Source organism: Methylobacterium nonmethylotrophicum (assembly GCF_004745635.1).
Lineage (GTDB): Bacteria > Pseudomonadota > Alphaproteobacteria > Rhizobiales > Beijerinckiaceae > Methylobacterium > Methylobacterium nonmethylotrophicum.
The window spans coordinates 491,851-508,787 of the sequence record NZ_SRLB01000001.1 but is presented as its reverse complement, the minus strand read 5'-3'; the positions used below and the strand labels follow the sequence as shown (position 1 = coordinate 508,787).

Annotated in this window: 15 protein-coding genes and 1 pseudogene; 9 read left to right on the top strand and 7 right to left on the bottom strand. The window is 70.5% G+C overall.

From position 1 onward, the window contains the following. The first annotated feature begins 14 nt into the window (after positions 1-14). From EU555_RS02415 to EU555_RS02400, 4 genes are all read left to right on the top strand, one after another. Positions 15-1,175 carry an ABC transporter substrate-binding protein gene (locus EU555_RS02415; protein WP_135412831.1) on the top strand — a complete coding sequence of 387 codons (1,161 nt, stop codon included), beginning with the start codon at positions 15-17 and terminating at the stop codon, positions 1,173-1,175. A 267-nt stretch (positions 1,176-1,442) separates the two neighbouring features. After that, positions 1,443-2,480: a branched-chain amino acid ABC transporter permease gene (locus EU555_RS02410; protein WP_135412830.1), complete on the top strand. Its 1,038-nt coding sequence runs from the start codon at positions 1,443-1,445 to the stop codon at positions 2,478-2,480. Between the two features lies 1 nt (position 2,481). Continuing rightward, positions 2,482-4,245, top strand: coding sequence for a branched-chain amino acid ABC transporter ATP-binding protein/permease (locus tag EU555_RS02405; RefSeq protein WP_135412829.1), 1,764 nt, complete (start codon positions 2,482-2,484; stop codon positions 4,243-4,245). After that, entirely contained in the window at positions 4,242-5,003 is a 762-nt protein-coding gene (locus EU555_RS02400; protein WP_135412828.1) for an ABC transporter ATP-binding protein, read from the top strand. The genes EU555_RS02405 and EU555_RS02400 overlap by 4 nt, the downstream gene beginning before the upstream one ends. Before the next feature lie 616 nt (positions 5,004-5,619). Here EU555_RS02400 and EU555_RS02395 read toward each other — a convergent pair. Continuing rightward, on the bottom strand, positions 5,620-6,432 hold the full coding sequence (locus EU555_RS02395; RefSeq protein ID WP_135412827.1) for a 3'(2'),5'-bisphosphate nucleotidase CysQ: 813 nt from the start codon (positions 6,430-6,432) through the stop codon (positions 5,620-5,622). Positions 6,433-6,813: 381 nt separating this feature from the next. On the opposite strand from EU555_RS02395, the gene EU555_RS02390 reads away from it, so the two are divergent. Next, on the top strand, positions 6,814-7,332 hold the full coding sequence (locus EU555_RS02390) for a DUF6101 family protein (protein WP_135412826.1): 519 nt from the start codon (positions 6,814-6,816) through the stop codon (positions 7,330-7,332). Between the two features lie 51 nt (positions 7,333-7,383). On the opposite strand, the gene ubiA is transcribed toward EU555_RS02390, so the two are convergent. Further along, positions 7,384-8,325: a 4-hydroxybenzoate octaprenyltransferase gene (ubiA, locus tag EU555_RS02385; protein ID WP_135412825.1), complete on the bottom strand. Its 942-nt coding sequence runs from the start codon at positions 8,323-8,325 to the stop codon at positions 7,384-7,386. A 55-nt stretch (positions 8,326-8,380) separates the two neighbouring features. Further along, on the bottom strand, positions 8,381-8,857 hold the full coding sequence (locus EU555_RS02380; protein WP_205820743.1) for a hypothetical protein: 477 nt from the start codon (positions 8,855-8,857) through the stop codon (positions 8,381-8,383). A gap of 265 nt (positions 8,858-9,122) precedes the next feature. On the opposite strand from EU555_RS02380, the gene EU555_RS02375 reads away from it, so the two are divergent. Continuing rightward, positions 9,123-9,908 carry a 16S rRNA (uracil(1498)-N(3))-methyltransferase gene (locus EU555_RS02375; protein WP_135412823.1) on the top strand — a complete coding sequence of 262 codons (786 nt, stop codon included), beginning with the start codon at positions 9,123-9,125 and terminating at the stop codon, positions 9,906-9,908. Between the two features lie 149 nt (positions 9,909-10,057). Next, a complete protein-coding gene (locus tag EU555_RS02370; protein WP_135412822.1) occupies positions 10,058-11,194 on the top strand; it encodes a YbdK family carboxylate-amine ligase in 1,137 nt (378 codons plus the stop codon). Positions 11,195-11,467: 273 nt separating this feature from the next. On the opposite strand, the pseudogene EU555_RS02365 reads toward EU555_RS02370, so the two are convergent. The 3 genes and pseudogenes from EU555_RS02365 to EU555_RS02355 all read right to left on the bottom strand — a co-directional run bounded on the left by EU555_RS02365 (position 11,468) and on the right by EU555_RS02355 (position 14,187). Continuing rightward, positions 11,468-11,859, bottom strand: a pseudogene (locus EU555_RS02365) (VOC family protein). Positions 11,860-11,920: 61 nt separating this feature from the next. Then, positions 11,921-12,757, bottom strand: coding sequence for a factor-independent urate hydroxylase (pucL, locus tag EU555_RS02360; protein ID WP_135412821.1), 837 nt, complete (start codon positions 12,755-12,757; stop codon positions 11,921-11,923). A gap of 29 nt (positions 12,758-12,786) precedes the next feature. Then, entirely contained in the window at positions 12,787-14,187 is a 1,401-nt protein-coding gene (locus EU555_RS02355) for a nucleobase:cation symporter-2 family protein (RefSeq protein WP_135412820.1), read from the bottom strand. A gap of 265 nt (positions 14,188-14,452) precedes the next feature. Between EU555_RS02355 and rnhA the strand changes: the two genes are divergently transcribed. After that, positions 14,453-15,139 carry a ribonuclease HI gene (rnhA, locus tag EU555_RS02350; RefSeq protein ID WP_135412819.1) on the top strand — a complete coding sequence of 229 codons (687 nt, stop codon included), beginning with the start codon at positions 14,453-14,455 and terminating at the stop codon, positions 15,137-15,139. A gap of 140 nt (positions 15,140-15,279) precedes the next feature. Next, positions 15,280-15,786, top strand: coding sequence for a L,D-transpeptidase (locus EU555_RS02345; protein ID WP_135412818.1), 507 nt, complete (start codon positions 15,280-15,282; stop codon positions 15,784-15,786). Between the two features lie 804 nt (positions 15,787-16,590). Here EU555_RS02345 and EU555_RS02340 read toward each other — a convergent pair. Further along, positions 16,591-16,929 carry a cupin domain-containing protein gene (locus EU555_RS02340; RefSeq protein WP_135412817.1) on the bottom strand — a complete coding sequence of 113 codons (339 nt, stop codon included), beginning with the start codon at positions 16,927-16,929 and terminating at the stop codon, positions 16,591-16,593. Positions 16,930-16,937: the final 8 nt, after the last annotated feature.

Here is a 16,937-nt window from a genome sequence, read left to right as displayed (position 1 = left end):
GGGAGGACAACGACATGAGGCGCATCGTCTGGGCGCTCGCCCTCGCCGGCACCGTGCTGGCCGGACCCGTGATGGCGCAGCAGCCGATCAAGATCGGTGTGACCATCGCCAAGACCGGCCCGGCGGCCTCCCTCGGCATCCCGCAGGCCAACACCGTGACGCTGCTGCCGACCGAGGTGGCGGGCCAGAAGATCGAGTGGATCGTCCTCGACGACGCCAGCGACACCACCAAGGGCGTCGCCAACGCGCGCAAGCTCGCGAGTGACGACAAGGTCGACGCCATCGTCGGCTCTTCGGTGACGCCGGTCTCGCTGGCGCTGATCGAGGTCGCGGCCGAGGCCAAGGTGCCGATGATCAGCCTTGCGGCCTCCGCCAAGATCGTCGCCCCGATGGACGACAAGCGCCGCTGGGTGTTCAAGGCGCCGCAGAACGACGCCCTGATGGCCGAGGCGATCGCCGCCCACATGGCCAAGGCGGGGGTGAAGTCGGTCGGCTTCATCGGCTTCAACGACGCCTACGGCGACGGCTGGCTCTCCGAGATCACGCCCCGGCTCGAGGCCAAGGGCATCAAGCTCGCCGCCACCGAGCGCTACGCCCGCACCGACACCAGCGTCACCGGCCAGGTGCTCAAGGTGATCGCGGCGAAGCCGGACGCGGTGCTGATCGCGGGCTCCGGCACGCCCGCGGCGCTGCCGCAGAAGACGCTCAAGGAGCGCGGCTACGCCGGCAAGTACTACCAGACCCACGGCGTCGCCAATGCCGACTTCCTGCGCGTCGGCGGCAAGGACGTCGACGGCACGGTGCTGCCGGCGGGCCCCCTGCTGGTGGCCGAGCAGCTCCCGGAATCGAACCCGGTGCGCAAGGTCGCCCTCGACTACACCAAGGCCTACGAGGCGAAGTTCGGCGCGGGCTCCCTCGCGACCTTCGGGGGCCACGCCTACGACGCGCAGGTGCTGCTCGCGAACGCGATCCCGGTGGCGCTGAAGACCGCCAAGCCCGGCACGCCGGAGTTTCGCGCCGCGCTCCGCGACGCCCTCGAGGGATTGAAGGAGGTCGTCTACACCCACGGCGTCGTCGCCATGACCCCGACCGACCATGTCGGCCAGGACGACCGCGCCCGCGTGATGGTGACGATCGAGAACGGCCGCTGGAAGCTGATGCCGGCGACGAACTGAGTGGGGTTAAGGCCGGGGCCGCTCGCGGCCCCGGAAGCCTCACGGCAAGATCGCAGCTTTCCTCCCACCATCTCCACCTCATCCTGAGGTGCCCGCGATCGGAGATCGCACCCGATTGAAGATCGGTTGGGCCTCGAAGGAGGGCTCCAGAGATCGCGTAGACTTCTGGAACCCTCCTTCGAGGCTCGTTTCACTCGCACCTCAGGATGAGGTCGCGGATGGGACCGATTTCACAAAATGACCCGAAACGCCCCGAGTTCTCCCGCCGTGGACGCCACGATCCTCCTTCTCCTCCTCCAGGACGGCGTCGTGAACGGCGCGATCTACGCGCTGATCGCCCTGTCGCTGGTCCTGGTCTTCACCGTCACCCGGGTGATCCTGATCCCGCAGGGCGAGTTCGTCGCCTACGGGGCGCTGACGCTCGCGAGCCTCGAGGCCGGCACCCTGCCGGGCACCGTGCCGCTGCTCTTAGGACTCGGCGCCTGCGCCTTCCTGGCCGATTGCGCCGAGGCGCGCCACAACCTCGACGGGAGGGCGCTGCTGCGCTTCGGCCTGCGCGACCTCGCCCTGCCGGGGGTCGTGGCGGTGATCGCCTGGCTGCTTGCGCCGACGAAGCCGGGCCTCCCCGTCGAGATCCTGCTGACGCTCGTCATCGTGACGCCGATGGGCGGGTTCCTGCACGCGGTGGCGTTCCGGCCGCTCGCCCATGCCTCGGTGCTGGTGCTGCTGATCGCCTCGGTCGGCGTGCATCTGGCGCTGACGGGCCTCGGCCTCGTCTTCTTCGGCGCGGAAGGGTCGCGCACGCCGCCCCTGTCGGAGGCGTCGTTCCCGGCGGGCCCCCTCCTGGTGAGCGGGCAGTCGCTCTGGATGATCGGCCTGACGCTGGCGATCATCGTGGCGCTGTGGCTGTTCTTCTCGCGCACGCTCCTCGGCAAGGCGCTGATCGCCACGGCGGTCAATCGCCTCGGCGCCCGGCTGATGGGCATCGCGCCCTCGCTCGCCGGCCGGCTCAGCTTCTCGGTCGCGGCCTTCATCGGCGCCCTGTCCGGCGTGCTGATCGCGCCCTTGACAACGGTCTACTACGACACCGGCTTCCTCATCGGCCTCAAGGGCTTCGTCGCCGCGATCATCGGCGGGCTGGCGAGCTACCCGGCGGCGGCCGCCGCCGCCCTGCTCGTCGGCATCATCGAATCCGTCGCCTCGTTCGAGGCCAGCGCCTTCAAGGAGGTGATCGTGTTCATGGCGATCATCCCGGTGCTGCTCTGGCGCTCCCTGCGCTCGGCCCCGGTGGAGGACGAGGAGTAACATGCCCACCCGTCTGCTCGCCGGCCTCGGCGCCCTCCTGATCGTCGCCTTGCCCTTCATCCCCGGCGTGCCGCCGTTCTGGCTCACGCTGCTCACCTATGCGGGCCTCTCGGCCATCGTGGTCACGGGCCTCGTCGTGCTCACCGGGGTGGCCGGCATCACCTCCTTCGGGCAGGCGATGTTCGTCGGCATCAGCGCCTACGCGACAGCGCTCCTGACCACGACGGGCGGCCTGTCGCCCTGGCTGTCGCTGCCCGTGGCCCTGCTGCTCTCCGCCGCCGCCGCCTGGGTCACCGGCGCGATCACCTTGCGGCTCTCCGGCCATTACCTGCCCCTCGGCACGATCGCCTGGAACATCTCGTTCTTCTACGTGCTCGGCAACACCGACGCGCTCGGCCGCTACGACGGCCTGACCGGCCTGCCGCCGATCAGCGTGCTCGGCCACCCGGTCCTCGGCGGGGCCGAGGCCCTGCTCCTCACCTGGGGCTTCCTGGCTCTGAGCCTGTGGCTGACCCACCGCCTGCTGCGCTCGCGCACCGGCCGGGCGATCCGGGCGCTCAAGGGCGGGGTCGTGGCCGCGGAGTCCTTCGGGGTCGACACGGCGCGAGTGAAGATCGTCGCCTTCGTGTACGCGGCGATGCTGGCGGCCCTGTCGGGATGGCTCTACGCCCACATCCAGCGCGCCATCAACCCGACGCCGTTCGGCATCAATGCCGGCATCGAGTACCTGCTGATGGCGGTGATCGGCGGCGCCGGCTCGATCTGGGGCGGCGTGTTCGGCGCGGTGCTGGTGACGGTGCTGAAGGACCAGCTCCAGAACGTGCTGCCGCTGGTCTTCGGGGCGCAGGGAAACTTCGAGGCGATCGTGTTCGGGGTGCTGCTGGTGCTGATGCTCCAGCGCGCGCCGGACGGGCTGTGGCCGCTCGTCGTCCGCCGCTCGGTCGCGCCGCCGCCGGACCGTGGGCCGGCCTCGCACCCCCTGGCGCCGCGCCCGGCCTGCGCCCCCGGCACGGTGCTGCTCGAGGCATCCCATCTCCGCAAGACCTTCGGGGGCCTCGTCGCCGTCAACGACATCGGCTTCCAGGTCTCCGCCGGCGAGGTGGTGGCGTTGATCGGGCCGAACGGGGCCGGCAAGAGCACCACCTTCAACCTCGTCACCGGGGTGGCGCGCCTCAGCGCCGGGGCGGTGCGCCTCGGCGGCCGCGACGTGGCCGGCCTGCCGGCCCGGCGCATCGCCCGGCTCGGCTGCGCCCGCACCTTCCAGCACGTCAAGCTCGTCGCCGGCATGTCGGTGATCGAGAACGTGGCGCTGGGCGCCCATCTGCGCGGGTCGGCCGGACCGTTCCGCGGGGCGCTGGGGCTCGACGCGGCCGAGGAGGCCGCGCTCTTCGCCGAGGCCGACCGCCAGCTCGCCCGGGTGGGCCTGTCCGCCTGCCGCGACCTGCCGGCCGGCAGCCTGGCGCTCGGCCAGCAGCGCATCGTCGAGATCGCCCGCGCCCTCTGCCTCGGGCCGACCCTCCTCCTCCTCGACGAGCCGGCGGCGGGCCTGCGCCACCAGGAGAAGCAGGCCCTCGGCGACCTGCTGCGCCGCCTGCGCCAGGAGGGGCTCGGCATTCTCCTCGTCGAGCACGACATGGACTTCGTGATGGGGCTCGCCGACCGGCTGGTGGTGATGAATTTCGGCGCCAAGCTGTGCGAGGGCGCGCCCGCGACCGTGCGCCGCGACCCGGCGGTGGTCGAGGCCTATCTGGGGAGCGCCGCATGACCCGACCCATGCTCGAGGCCGAGAGCGTCTCCGTCGCCTACGGCAAGGTCGAGGCGGTGCGCGGCATCTCGCTGACGGTCGAGCCCGGACGGCTCGTCACGGTGCTGGGCGCCAACGGCGCCGGCAAGACCACCCTGCTCAACGCCCTGATGGGGGTGCTGCCGGCGCGCGGCGCCATCCGCTTCGAGGGCCGCGACCTGACGCGCCTGCCCGTCGAGGCCCGGGTGGCGCAGGGCCTGAGCCTGATCCCCGAGCGCCGGGAGCTGTTCTCGACCATGACCGTCGAGGACAACCTCAAGCTCGGCGCGTTCCGGTTCCGCGGCACAGGCGGAGGCGGCGACATCGGCGAGATGTACCGGCTCTTCCCTCGCCTCGCCGAGCGCCGGCGCCAGCATGCCGGCACGCTCTCAGGGGGAGAGCGCCAGATGCTCGCCATGGCCCGCGCCCTGATGGGCCGCCCGCGCCTCCTGATGCTCGACGAGCCGAGCCTCGGTCTCGCGCCGCTCATCGTCGCCGAGGTGATGCGCACCGTGGCGCGCCTGCGCGACGAGGGGGTGGCGATCCTCCTCGTCGAGCAGAATGCCCGCGCGGCGCTCCAGATCGCCGACCACGGCTACGTCCTCGACGGCGGCACCGTGGTGCTCGAGGGCGACAGCCGCACCCTCCAGACCGACGCCCGGGTGGTCGAGACCTATCTGGGCGTGCTGGCCGCGGACGACGCAGCCGCGCCGCCGAACCGGGTCGCGTCCGGACGGTGATGCGGCAGCGTTGGTGATCAGGCTTCCGCCTGATCTGTTCCGGTTGCGGACAGTCGCGGGATTCCCTCTGCGAGCGATCTCAAGCTTATCTGGGATCGCCCGGAGACGGCAACGAGCGTTCATCCAAAGAATTTGCTCTTCGGGAATGAGGTGCGAGAGCCTATTTGACGTGCTCTGACCAGATTGAAACCCACCGAGTCATTCCGGAGCCGCGCAGCGGAGCCCGGAATCCGGAACTTCTGATGGCCCAGGAAAGGGCGGACAAAATTCTGGCTCGTGCTTTACCACCTGATTTTCTGAATTCCGGGCTCCGCTGCGCGGCTCCGGAACGGCCTGGTGGTTTTTAATCGGTATATTCAATTCAATCAGGCTCTCAAAGTCTGATTATTTGGTTTCTATGCTCGTCCCGCCCACAACCTCATCCTGAGGTGCCGCGTAGCGGCCTCCAAGGAGAACTCCAGGGATCACTGAGATTTCCGGAGCCCTCCTTCGAGGTCAGTCGATCACAGATCGACTGACACCTCAGGATGAGGTCGAGGGTCGGATCGAAGAGGCGCCGGCGATACCGGCGTGATAGGTCAACCAGGCTCTCAGCGACTCCACCACCCGTCGCCCGTCACGCGAGCCCGGCCAGCACCGGCGCCCGCAGGGCCTGCGGCACGGCGATGAGCTCGCCGTGGATCGGCTCGCGGCGGTTGTAGACCGGGGGCTGGCCGGCGAGGTCGACGACGGTGCCGCCGGCCTCGCGCAGGATCAGGTCGGCCCCGGCGAGGTCCCAGTCGCGGGCATCCGACGACACCAGCCCGACATCGACCAGGCCCTCGGCGACCCGCACCAGGCGCAGCGCGAGCGACGGGATCCGCGGCAGCCGCACCAGGGCGCCGGGCGTGTCGGCGAGGCCGAGCACGCGCTCGAGCCGGTCGGCCATCGGCTTCGGGCCGGTGACCCGGGCGCCGGCCACCGCCGCCTGGCCCGAGACCCGGATGGTCGCGCCATCCTTCGTCGCCCCCTCCCCGGCCACGGCCTCGTAGAGCGTCGCGGTGACCGGGGCGGCGACGAGGCCGAGCACCGGCTCGCCGCGGGCGAGCAGCGCCACGGCGATCGACCAGTCGGGATCGCCCGACAGGAAGGCCCGTGTGCCGTCGATCGGGTCGACGATCCAGACGAGGTCGTGGGCGAGCCGCACCGGATCGTCCCGGGTCTCCTCCGACAGCCAGGCGGCGGCCGGGATCAGCTCGCTCAGGCGCACCTTCAGGAAGGCGTCGACGGTCACGTCGGCCTCCGTCACCGGCGAGCCGCCGGACTTGCTCCAGACCCGGGCGCTGGTGCGCTCGCCCTGCCGGAAATACGGCAGCGCCAGGAGCGCGGCCTCGCGGATGGTCGCCCGGACCTGAGGCAGGTGTGGGCGCACGTCGTCGGGGAGAGGCATGGTCGGCCGCGAGGGTTCGAGGGGAGCGCCCGGCGGCCCCGCGGCGGGCACGGGTTGCGCACGGGGCGACGTCGCCCACCGTTGTAGGCGCCGCCACCGGACGCCACAAGGATGCCGCCGTCCCGGCACCGGCAGGCCTGATGCCGCATCGTTATCTCAGGGAGCGGCGAGCATCGGCGGCGGCTTGTTCTGGGAGTGAACGATAAATGAATCCGGCCGGGACAAGGATCCATTGAGCATTCGGCGCAAACGTGCCGCGCCAACCATCGCTTAACGCTGCCTTTTAAGGCGTTCTGAGCCGGGGCCGGTCCATTGTCGTGACAACAGCGGACGACACGGCAGAGGTCGCCGCCTCACGCGGACAGGGCGTTGAGCAGAACCATGGTCACCAGATTCCCCTCTTCGAACCGCCAGGCCGCCCGTCGCGACGTCGGGCTCCCCGTGATCCACCGCGGCCCGGTCCAGGTCGAGCCGTCGGCTCTGCCGATGGTGGGCCGCCTGCCGGGCGGCACCGCCGCCGGCAGCCTCGCCCTCTGCCTCGACGGCGACGCCAGCGACGCCGCCGGCGAGGACCGCTTCGCCGTGATGGTGCTCGACCGCAGCGGCGACCCGCTGATGCGGCTCGGCGTCTACGGCGACGACGAGGTCGTGGCGGTGTGGCGCCGCCTCGGCGCCGAATCGGGCCTGCCGCTCGTGGTGATCCAGGAGGACGGCGCCGTCGCCCCGATGGGCCAGCAGCTCGGCCGGGTGAAGCTCGGCGCGGTGCGGATCCGCCGCCGGCACGGCCTGCTGACCCATCGGCGGCCGCGCTTCCTCACCCGCCGCAAGACCGGCCGGCTGCCCCTGCGCCCGCTGGTCTACCGCGACGAGGCGCTGATCACGGAGGGCAGGAGCGTCTGAGCGCGCCCGGCATGAACCCGAGCGAGGTCGGCCCGGGTTCCGTCGAGCAGGCTACATCAAGCCTTGCCAGATCGCGTCGAGCGTGAGGCCGCAGAACAGGATCAGCCCCGCGTCGCGGTTGGAGCGGAACAGCCGCAGCGCCTCGGCGCCGTCGCGCGGATCGAGCCGGCCGACCTGCCAGGCGAGGTGCCCGGCGAACAGCGCGAGCCCGGCAAGCCCGATCGGCCCGGCCCCGGCCCCGGCGAGGGCGAGGCCGATGCACAGGACGGCGGCCATGAAGCAGCCCGCCACCGCGAGCCGCACCCGGGCGCCGAAGAAGCGCGCCGAGGACTTGATGCCGGCGATCTCGTCGTCCTCGATGTCCTGCACCGCGTAGATGGTGTCGTAGCCGATGACCCACGCGATGGCGCCGGCATAGAGCCAGCAGGCCGGGGCGTCGAGGCGGCCGATCAGGGCGACCCAGCCCATCAGGGCGCCCCACGCGAAGGCGAGGCCGAGCACGGCTTGCGGCACCGGCATCACCCGCTTCATGAACGGGTAGATCGCGACCGGCAGGAGCGAGGCGAGGCCGACGAGGATCGCCGTGCGGTTGAACTGCAGCAGCACCGCGAGGCCGACGAGGGCCTGGAGCACCAGGAAGGTCAGGGCGTGGCGCACGCCGATCCGGCCGGAGGGGAGCGGTCGCAGGCGGGTGCGCTCGACGCGGGCGTCGAGGTCGCGGTCGGCGATGTCGTTGTAGGTCGAGCCCGCCCCCCGCATGGCGACGGCGCCGACGAGGAACAGGACGAGGTGCCACAGGCTCGGGCCAGGCTGGCCGGCCGCGATCGCGGCCAAAGCCGCCGACCACCAGCACGGCAGGAGCAGGAGCCACCAGCCGATCGGCCGCTCGATGCGGGCGAGGCGCAGGTAGGGGCGCAGGGCCTCGGGGGCGTGCCGGTCGACCCAGTGCCCCGTGACCGCGTCGGCGACCGGGCGGTCGGGGGCGGCCATCATGCAGGGATGCGGCGGGCCGGGGCCGCCTTGGCGGCGGGACTCACGGCGGCGCGGCTCACAGGGCGCCCTGCGGCACCCGGAAGCTGCCGGTCAGGCCGGGCCCGCCGAGGAGGCCGCCACCGCCGCCGCCCTGCTGCTGCTGGGCCTGCATGGCGCGGGCCTTCTTCTCCATCGCGGCCTGCTGCTGGGCGGCGTTGCAGACCTTGCCGCGCAGCGACGTCACCTTGGTGTGGTCGGCCTTGAAGCCCTCGACGAAGGAATCCGGGATCGAGCACCAATCCTTGTTGGCGGTGATCCACTTCATGCCCTCGTTGCCGTTGGCCTGGAGCCTGGTGAACAGGGTGCAGGCGGCCGCCGCCGTGATCTTGGCCTTCTTGCCCTGCGAGGCGGCATTGACCTTGGCGACGATGTCCTTGCGCTCGGTCAGCGTCTTCTGGATCGTGGTGCAGTCGGCGCCCTGGGCCTGGGCGGCCCCGCCGAGGAGCGTCGCGCCGAGCAGGCTTCCGGCCAGCGCCGCCACGGTCACACGCATGCCAGTCATCTCGTAACCCCCCGTATCCCTGCTCTGATCCCGGCCTCTGCGCCGCGCATCGGACCGATCCGGCCGCGCGTCCGGCATACCCGAAGAAATCCTTGCCGCTTCCGGCCCGGATGCGGTTTCTGCACAGGAATGTGGCGCCATCGTGCGGGCCGCCGCCCGCCGCCCCGGCTTCGTGCCCGCGCGCCGCCCGACGTTGCAGGAAAGCCACAGGCCGGGCGATTGACATCCCGCCCCCGCCTCGGCGAGCAGGGCGGCCATGGCGGCCTACGATTTCCACGCTCCCCGGCTCTTCCTCGACATCCCGATGCGGGAGGGTTTGCGCCACGGCCTCGACCGGGCCCAGGCCAATTACCTGCTCTCGGTCCTGCGCCGGGGCGCGGGCGAGCCCGTCCTGGTGTTCAACGGCCGCGACGGCGAGTGGCGGGCCGAGATCGAGCCCACCGGCCGCAAGGCGGCGGACCTGGTGCTGCGGGCGCAGGCCCGTCCGCAGACCGCGCCGGGCGACCTGCACTACCTGTTCGCCCCCCTCAAGGCGGCCCGCCTCGACTACGTCGCCCAGAAGGCGGTGGAGATGGGCGCGAGCCTGATCCAGCCGGTGGTCACGCGGCGCACGCAAGGGGACCGGATCAAGCTCGACAAGCTTCGCGCCAACGCGATCGAGGCGGCCGAGCAGTGCGGCATCCTGAGCCTGCCGGAGATCCGCGACGCCGCGCCGCTGGCCGAGGCCGTGGCCGCCCTCGCGCCGGAGCGCCTGCTGGTGTTCTGCGACGAGGACGCTCCCGTGGCCGATCCGGTCGCGGCTTTGACCCAGGCTGGTGCGGCGGCGCGGGGGCGTGCCGTATCGGGGAACGGCCCCGTTCCGCTGGCCGTTGTGATCGGACCGGAGGGGGGGTTCACGCCGGAGGAGCGCACCCTGATCGGAGACCGTCCCAACACCGTCCGCCTCTCCCTCGGTCCGCGCATCCTGCGCGCCGACACCGCCGCCGTGGCGGTGCTGGCCCTGGTCCAGGCCGTGCTCGGGGACGGCCGGTCGGAGGCCTGATCCGCCCCGGGGCGCCGGCGACCGGGCTCGCGCCTCATTTCAAGCGCTGACAGTGGAGCCGCCCGCGGCCGAGGTCGATTCGCGGCCGAGGCCGCCGGCCTGCCGCGGCCCGCTCTTCCCGGAGATCGCTCTTGCCGGAGGTATTGCGTATGCGAGCGGATTTCGACGTCTGCATCGAGGAGGAAGTGTTCATCAACGACGCGGGCAAGCGCGATGCCGCCCGGGCCCGCACCCACGACTTCCTGGCCGCCTGCCGGGCCGACCACCCCCAGGTGCGCACCGAGCTGATGGAGCCGCAGCTCGTCTGGGCCACCGCGCCGGTGACCGACCTCGCCGAGGCCCGGCGGACCCTCTCGGCCCTCCGGAGCGGCGTGGGCGCCCTCGCGGCGGCGCGGGGCCTCGCCCTGATGGCGTCCGGCACCCATCCGCTGGCCCAGTGGAGCCGGGTGCGCCCCCGCGACCAGGTGGCCCGCGGCCGGGTGCTGCGCGACCTGCAGATGGTCGGCAGCCGCACCGTGGTCTGCGGCCTCAGCGTCGCGGTGGGCGTGCCGGAGGGCGTCTCGCGGATCGACCTGATGAACCGGGTGCAGCCTTTCCTGCCGCTGCTGCTCGCCCTCTCGACCTCCTCGCCGTTCTGGCAGGCCCAGCGCACCGGGCTCCTCGGCTACCGCCTCGCCGCGGCGCGCGAGCTGCCCCGCAGCGGCCTGCCGCCGCTCTTCCGCGACGAGGCGGATTACGCCCGTTACCTCGACACGGTGGTGGGCACCGGCGCCATCGACGACCCGCGCCACGTCTGGTGGGTGATCTGCCCCTCGCCCGCCGGCCCGAGCCTCGACCTGCGCATCGCCGACAGCTGCACCCGCCTCGACGACGCGCTCGCCATCGCGGCGCTCTACCGTTGCCTGGTGCGCCGCCTCGCCCGCGACCCCGGACTCCACCGCGACCCCACCGGCGCCTCGCACGCGATCGCGGCGGAGAATTGCTGGCGGGCCCAGCGCTACGGCATCCACGGCAGCTTCGTCTGCGAGGCGACGCGGGCGGCCCGGCCGGTGGCGACGGTGCTCGGCGAGACCCTGGCCCTCGTCGCCGAGGACGCCCGGGCGCTGGCCTGCGAGGCCGAGCTCGACCTCGCCCGCTGGATCGTCGCCCGCGGCACCAGCGCCGACCGCCAGCTCGCCCTGTTCACCGAGGCGCAGGGCCGCGGCCTGCCGCCCAGGGAGGCGCTGGCCGAGGTGGTGGACTGGCTCACCGCCGAGACGGTGGGGGCGAACCCGACGCGGCATTGAGGGTCGGACTGGTCGGGGTGACCGTGAGGGAGCGGCTGAGAGCCTGTTCGACTTGCCAGGCAACCCCACCCTCTACCTTATCCTGAGGTGACCGGCGATCGCAGATCGCTGGGCCTCGAAGGAGGGCTCCAGATGTCTCCGCGATCCCTGGAGCCCTCCTTCGAGGCTGCGCGATCTCCGATCGCCCAGCACCTCAGGATGAGGTGAAGGGTGGGATCGTCGGCATTGCTTCGGAAGCGACGCCTTCGGGCACGAGACGAGCACCCACGGCGATCAGCAGACCTCCTTGTGACACACGGCTTCGATGTTGTAGCCGTCCGGATCGATGACAAACGCCGCATAGTAGTGCGGATGATAGCGGTCGCGCAGGCCGGGGCGGCCGTTATCCACCCCGCCTGCACCAAGCGCGGCCTCGAAGAAGGCGTCGACGGCCGCCCGGGACGGCGCGCTGAAGGCGAAGTGGGGAAGCGGGGGTGGGGAACGCCCTCCGCGATCCAGAAATCCCCGTCCGGATCGAGCGAGCGTCCCTCGCCCTCGATCACGCCGAACCCGACCGAGGCCGTCCTCTCGCGTCTTAGCCCGTAGCCGAGCGGGGCCAGGGCCGCGGCGTAGAACCGCCGGCTGCGGGCGAGATCGGAGACGTCGATGGCGAGATGATCGAGCACGCATCGCCCTCCCTCGGATTCGTCAGGCTCGGACGAGCGGTGCAGCCCTCGGCCCTGCGCCTCACCGCCCGACCGTGCACTCGATCTGCCCGTGCGGCTCGTCGGTGGCGATGAAGACCTGGTTGGGGTTGTCGAGGCCGAAGGGCGTCAGGTTCGCCAGCAGGTAGTGCTTGTTCGGGCAGGCGAGCGTGATGGTCTCGATCTCCGGCACCGCCTCGAGGGCGGCCGTGCCCATGCGGTAGAGGCTGTCCTGCAGGCTGTGGCTGTAGCTCGTGGCGAAGACCCGCAGCAGGGTGTCGAGGATGCGGGCATTGGCGGCCGCGTAATCGGCGGGCTCGGACGCCCAGCGCCACGACGCCTCCATGCTGGTCGCGGCGATGCGGTCGTGGGTCTCGGGGATCGTGGTGTAGGGATCCTTGACGTAGTTGGCCCAGCCCGATTCCGTGCTCTTCAGGAAGGTGAAGCCGGAGAGGCCGGACTCGATCTCCGCGCCGTCGCGGCGCAGCACGACGCGGGCGGTGGCCTGGCCGTTGCCGTCGAGGGTGAAGGCGTGGGGATGGGCCGCGCCGTCGACGGCGAGCCGGTTCCAGCGGGTCTCGTGGCCGGTGACGGTGGCCGCCTCCATCTGCGGGTAGCTGTCGAGGAGGCGCTGCGCCACCGCCTTGCAGAACGCCTCCGCCGGCAGGGCCGGGCATTCCCGGGCGACGATGTAGACCACGTTCTTGACCGTGTCGGTCGAGACGGTCGGGCCGTTGTCGGCATGCGTGAAGGTGCGCTCGAAGGCGCCGGTCAGCATCGCCTTCACGGTGAGCTCGCGCACCTCGTGCCGGTCGCCGTCGCGGTGGACGCGCATCACCCGCACCCGGCCCTTGCCGTAGGTCTTGTGCAGCAGGGTCATCGGTTCCTCACGGATTGAGAGTTCGACCGTCAGACGTGCTCGGCGGCGGCCGCGGCGGCAGAAGCGTCCCGGCCCGCCTGCTCGGTGCTGCCGAGGCCGTTGAAGAAGGCGTTGAGCAGGACCGCGGCGATCGAGGCAAGCAGGATGCCCGATTCGAGCAGCGGGTGCAGCGCGTGCGGCAGGTTGCGGAAGAAGGTCGGCGCCACCAGCGGGATCATGCCGAACCCGACCGCGATCGCCACCACGAACTGGTTCTTCGGCTGGCCGCGGAAATCGACCGCCGTGAGGATGCGCGCACCCGTGGCCGCCACCATGCCGAACATCACGAGCCCGGCCCCGCCGAGCACCACCTGCGGCACCGCCTCGACCAGCGCCGCCATCTTCGGCAGGAGCCCGAGCGCCAGCATGATGACTCCGCCCGCCACCGTCACGTAGCGCGAGCGCACCCCGGTCACCCCGACGAGGCCGACATTCTGCGAGAACGAGGTGTACGGGAAGGTGTTGAAGAGGCCGCCCAGCAACGTGCCGAGCCCGTCGGCGCGCAGGCCCCGGGCGAGGTCGGCCTGGCTGACCGGCCGGCCCGTGATCTCGCCGAGCGCCAGGAACATGCCGGTCGATTCGATCATCACCACGATCATCACCACGCACATCGTGGCGATCGGCACGAGGTGGAACTGGGGCCAGCCGAAGTGGAACGGCAGGACCGGGGCGAACCAGGGTGCGGCCGCGACCTTGTCGAGGTGCATGAGCCCGAGCATCGCGGCGAGCACCGAGCCGGCGACGATGCCGAGCAGCACCGCCACGTTGGCGACGAAGCCCTTGCCCCAGCGGATCAGCGCGAGGATCGTCAGCAGCACCAGGAAGGCGATGCCGAGGCCGCCCGCCTGCGCGTAGTTCGGGTTCGGCACCGCGGCGGGCACGCCGTCGATCATCCTCGTCAGCGTCGGCTGGCCGCCGCCGGCCCAGTTGATGCCGACCCGCATCAGGGAGATGCCGATCACCAGGATGATGGTGCCGGTGACAACCGGCGGGAAGAGCGGGAGCAGGCGGCTGACATAGGGCGCGACCAGGAGGCCGAAGATCCCGGCGGCGATCACCGAGCCGTAGATGCCCAAAAGCCCGACATCGGGCGTCGCCGCCATCGACAGCATCGGGCCGACCGACGCGAAGGTGACGCCCATCATCACCGGCAGCCGGATGCCGACGCCCGGGAACCCGGCGGACTGGACCAGGGTCGCGAGGCCGCAGGCGAACAGGTCGGCGCTGATCAGGAAGGCGACCTCTTCGGGCCGCAACCCCAGCGCCCGGCCGATGATCAGCGGCACCGCCACCGCGCCGGCATACATCACCAGCACGTGCTGCACCGCGAGGGGCAGCAGGCGGGCTGGCGGCAGCATCTCCTCGACGGCGTCGGCGGGCTTGACTGGCATGGGTCGCATCTCTTCTTGGGCGTCCGAGGGTCAGGGCGGACGGAGCGACTTCGCCGCCCTTGCGTCGGGCCGGCCGCTCATCATCGCGCTTCCTTGGGTCGGCGCAAGCGCCGTGCCAAGGCCCGCGGTGCGAGATCGCCCGGGTTGCGGGCAGCGGGATCTGGGTATTTGTTCACCATTCGGGGCCGAAGGTGCCCGCGCGGCCGGCACCCGCCGTCACGGGAGGCGGCCGCGCCCCGTCGTGACGCGTGAGACAAAGGCTGCCATGCGAACCATCGTGTATGCCGACGGCGGCTGCGATCCCAATCCCGGCCCGGGCGGCTGGGGCGTGGTGATCCAGGCGCCGGAGGGCACCGTCGAATTGTGCGGGGGCGACCCGCAGAGCACCAACAACCGCATGGAGCTGACCGCGGCGATCCGTGCCCTGGAGCATTTTCCCGAGGGCGCCGCGATCGAGATGCGCTGCGACAGCCAGTACGTGGTGAAGTCGGTCACCGAGTGGATCCGCGGCTGGAAGCTCAAGGGCTGGCGCACCACCACCGGGCCGGTGAAGAACGTCGAGCTGATGCAGCGCCTCGACGAACTGGCGGCGCGGCGCGACGTGCGCTGGGTCTGGGTGAAGGGCCATGCCGGCGAGGCCGGCAACGAGCGCGCCGACCGGCTCGCCGCCCAGGGGCGCCGGCAGGCCCTCGGCCTTCCGCCCCGGCCGGACGCCACGCCCGCCGCCCTCGCGGCCTTGGCGCCCGCCCCGCCGGCGGAGCCCGCGCCCCGCGGCACCGCGATCCCGGTCGACGGGGCGCTGGGCCTGCGCCTCGCGCGGGCGGCCAAGCAGGCCGGCACCACGCCGCAGGCCTATGCCGACGAGGTGCTGCGCCTCGCCCTCGACCTCGGGCCCGACGGGCTGGCGACGCTCCGCGAGGCGGCCCGGACCCGCAAGGCGCCGGCGGCCTGAGCGGCCCGCAGCCGTTCCTTAACGCTGACCCCGGCCACCCCGCCCTTCACCCCTCGGCAAGCATCTTTGCCAACCGGAACGACAGCTTTCCGGGCGGATTATCGCTCTGCTCAATAAGGTCACGCTCGAGGACCGCAGGGATGCACAAGCAGAGTGGATGGGCCGCGGCGTCTCTCGCCGCGGCGATGCTGGCGGCCGTTCCGGCCGCCGCGCGGGAACTGGTCGCCTTCGACGCCGCGGCCGAGCCCGGCACGGTGGTGGTGCGCACGGCGGAGCGGCGGCTGTACTTCGTCAACGGCGACGGGACGGCGATCCGCTATCCCGTTGCGGTCGGCCGGGCCGGCAAGCAATGGACCGGCTACGCCCGCATCGACGGAAAATACCTCCGGCCGGCCTGGTCGCCGCCCGACGAGGTCAGGCGGGACAATCCCCGCCTGCCGGAGGTGATCGCCGGCGGCTCGCCGAGCAACCCGATGGGTGTCGCGGCCCTCACCCTCGACCGGGGCGAGTACGCGATCCACGGCACCAACCGGCCGGGCTCGATCGGCACCTTCGCGTCCTATGGCTGCATCCGGATGTACAACCAGGACGTGGCGGACCTCTACGGCCGCGTCCAGGTCGGCACCACGGTGGTGGTGACGCGCTGAGTCTCAGCTCAGCCCTCCCGCCCGTGCACCTGCGCGGGCGGCCAAATCTTTACACTAGGCATTGGCGTCGTGTGCTTGACTTCAGAATAAGGTCAAAAACAATCGACTCTTGCTGCTCTGTAACCGCAACGCCCTCCGCTTCCGCCAGGACCAGGGGAGACACGGCATTTTGGACCCCTTGATGCCCCGCAAATGTCTTGACAAACTGCGTCAGGATTGAAGCCGCTGTTTCCTCCGTAGCCACACCCATAAAATGCCGTATCATCATCATCCCATCCAGAGGGGCATAGCGATTTCCTCTCGCTCCAACAGACGCGATCGCTGCGGTACTGGGCATCAGCAGCACCAGCAAACAATACAGCGCTGAATAAAGCCAGACATATTAACCTGAAGATCTGCATAGAATTCCTCATGTTAGATCTAGATGCAAAATAATCCGACATTCGATAGTTCATTGATGCTCTTGCGAGTCTTGCAATCGAAAGAACTATCAATTTTCCACATGATCTTAGTATAAAAATCATCTGCCAACAAGAGGTAATTTCGATAAAATCCGACTTCAACCGATTTTGAAACGAACCATATAATTACAAAATATTACTTCAATATCGCTATCTACAAAAAATTCCTTTGGAAAAAATCCCTGGCGAGCACGATCTCACTAGTTCGTGAATATCAATCGTACGCTGTGTAATTTCATTTTTATCAGGGAAATTGATTTGCATTATACATGAACAAGCTCAAGAACGCGGCTTCAATTGGCAAAGCTGCGAAACTTAAACCGCGTAGCTTATTTATTGAGGCTCAGCCCTCCCGCCCGTGCACCTGCGCGGGCGGCGAGGTCGCCTCGACGGCGGTGAAGCTCTCGAGGATGCGGTAGGTGTGCTGCGCCCCGGCCGGCACCAGCCAGGAATCGCCCGGCTCCAGCCGCACGCTCTGGCCCTCGAGCTGCAATTCGGCTCGGCCCGCGATCACGTAGCCGACGGTCTCGTAGTCGCGCGCGGCGCTCGGCTTGTCGTCGGTGGGCGGCTCGTCGACCCACAGCCGCATCGCCACGTGCTTGCCGGAGGCGAGATAGCGCTGGCCGCCCGGCCCCCGCGGAGACTGCCCGCCGGACACCTTCTTGATCGTCGTGTCGCCCATCGTGCCGC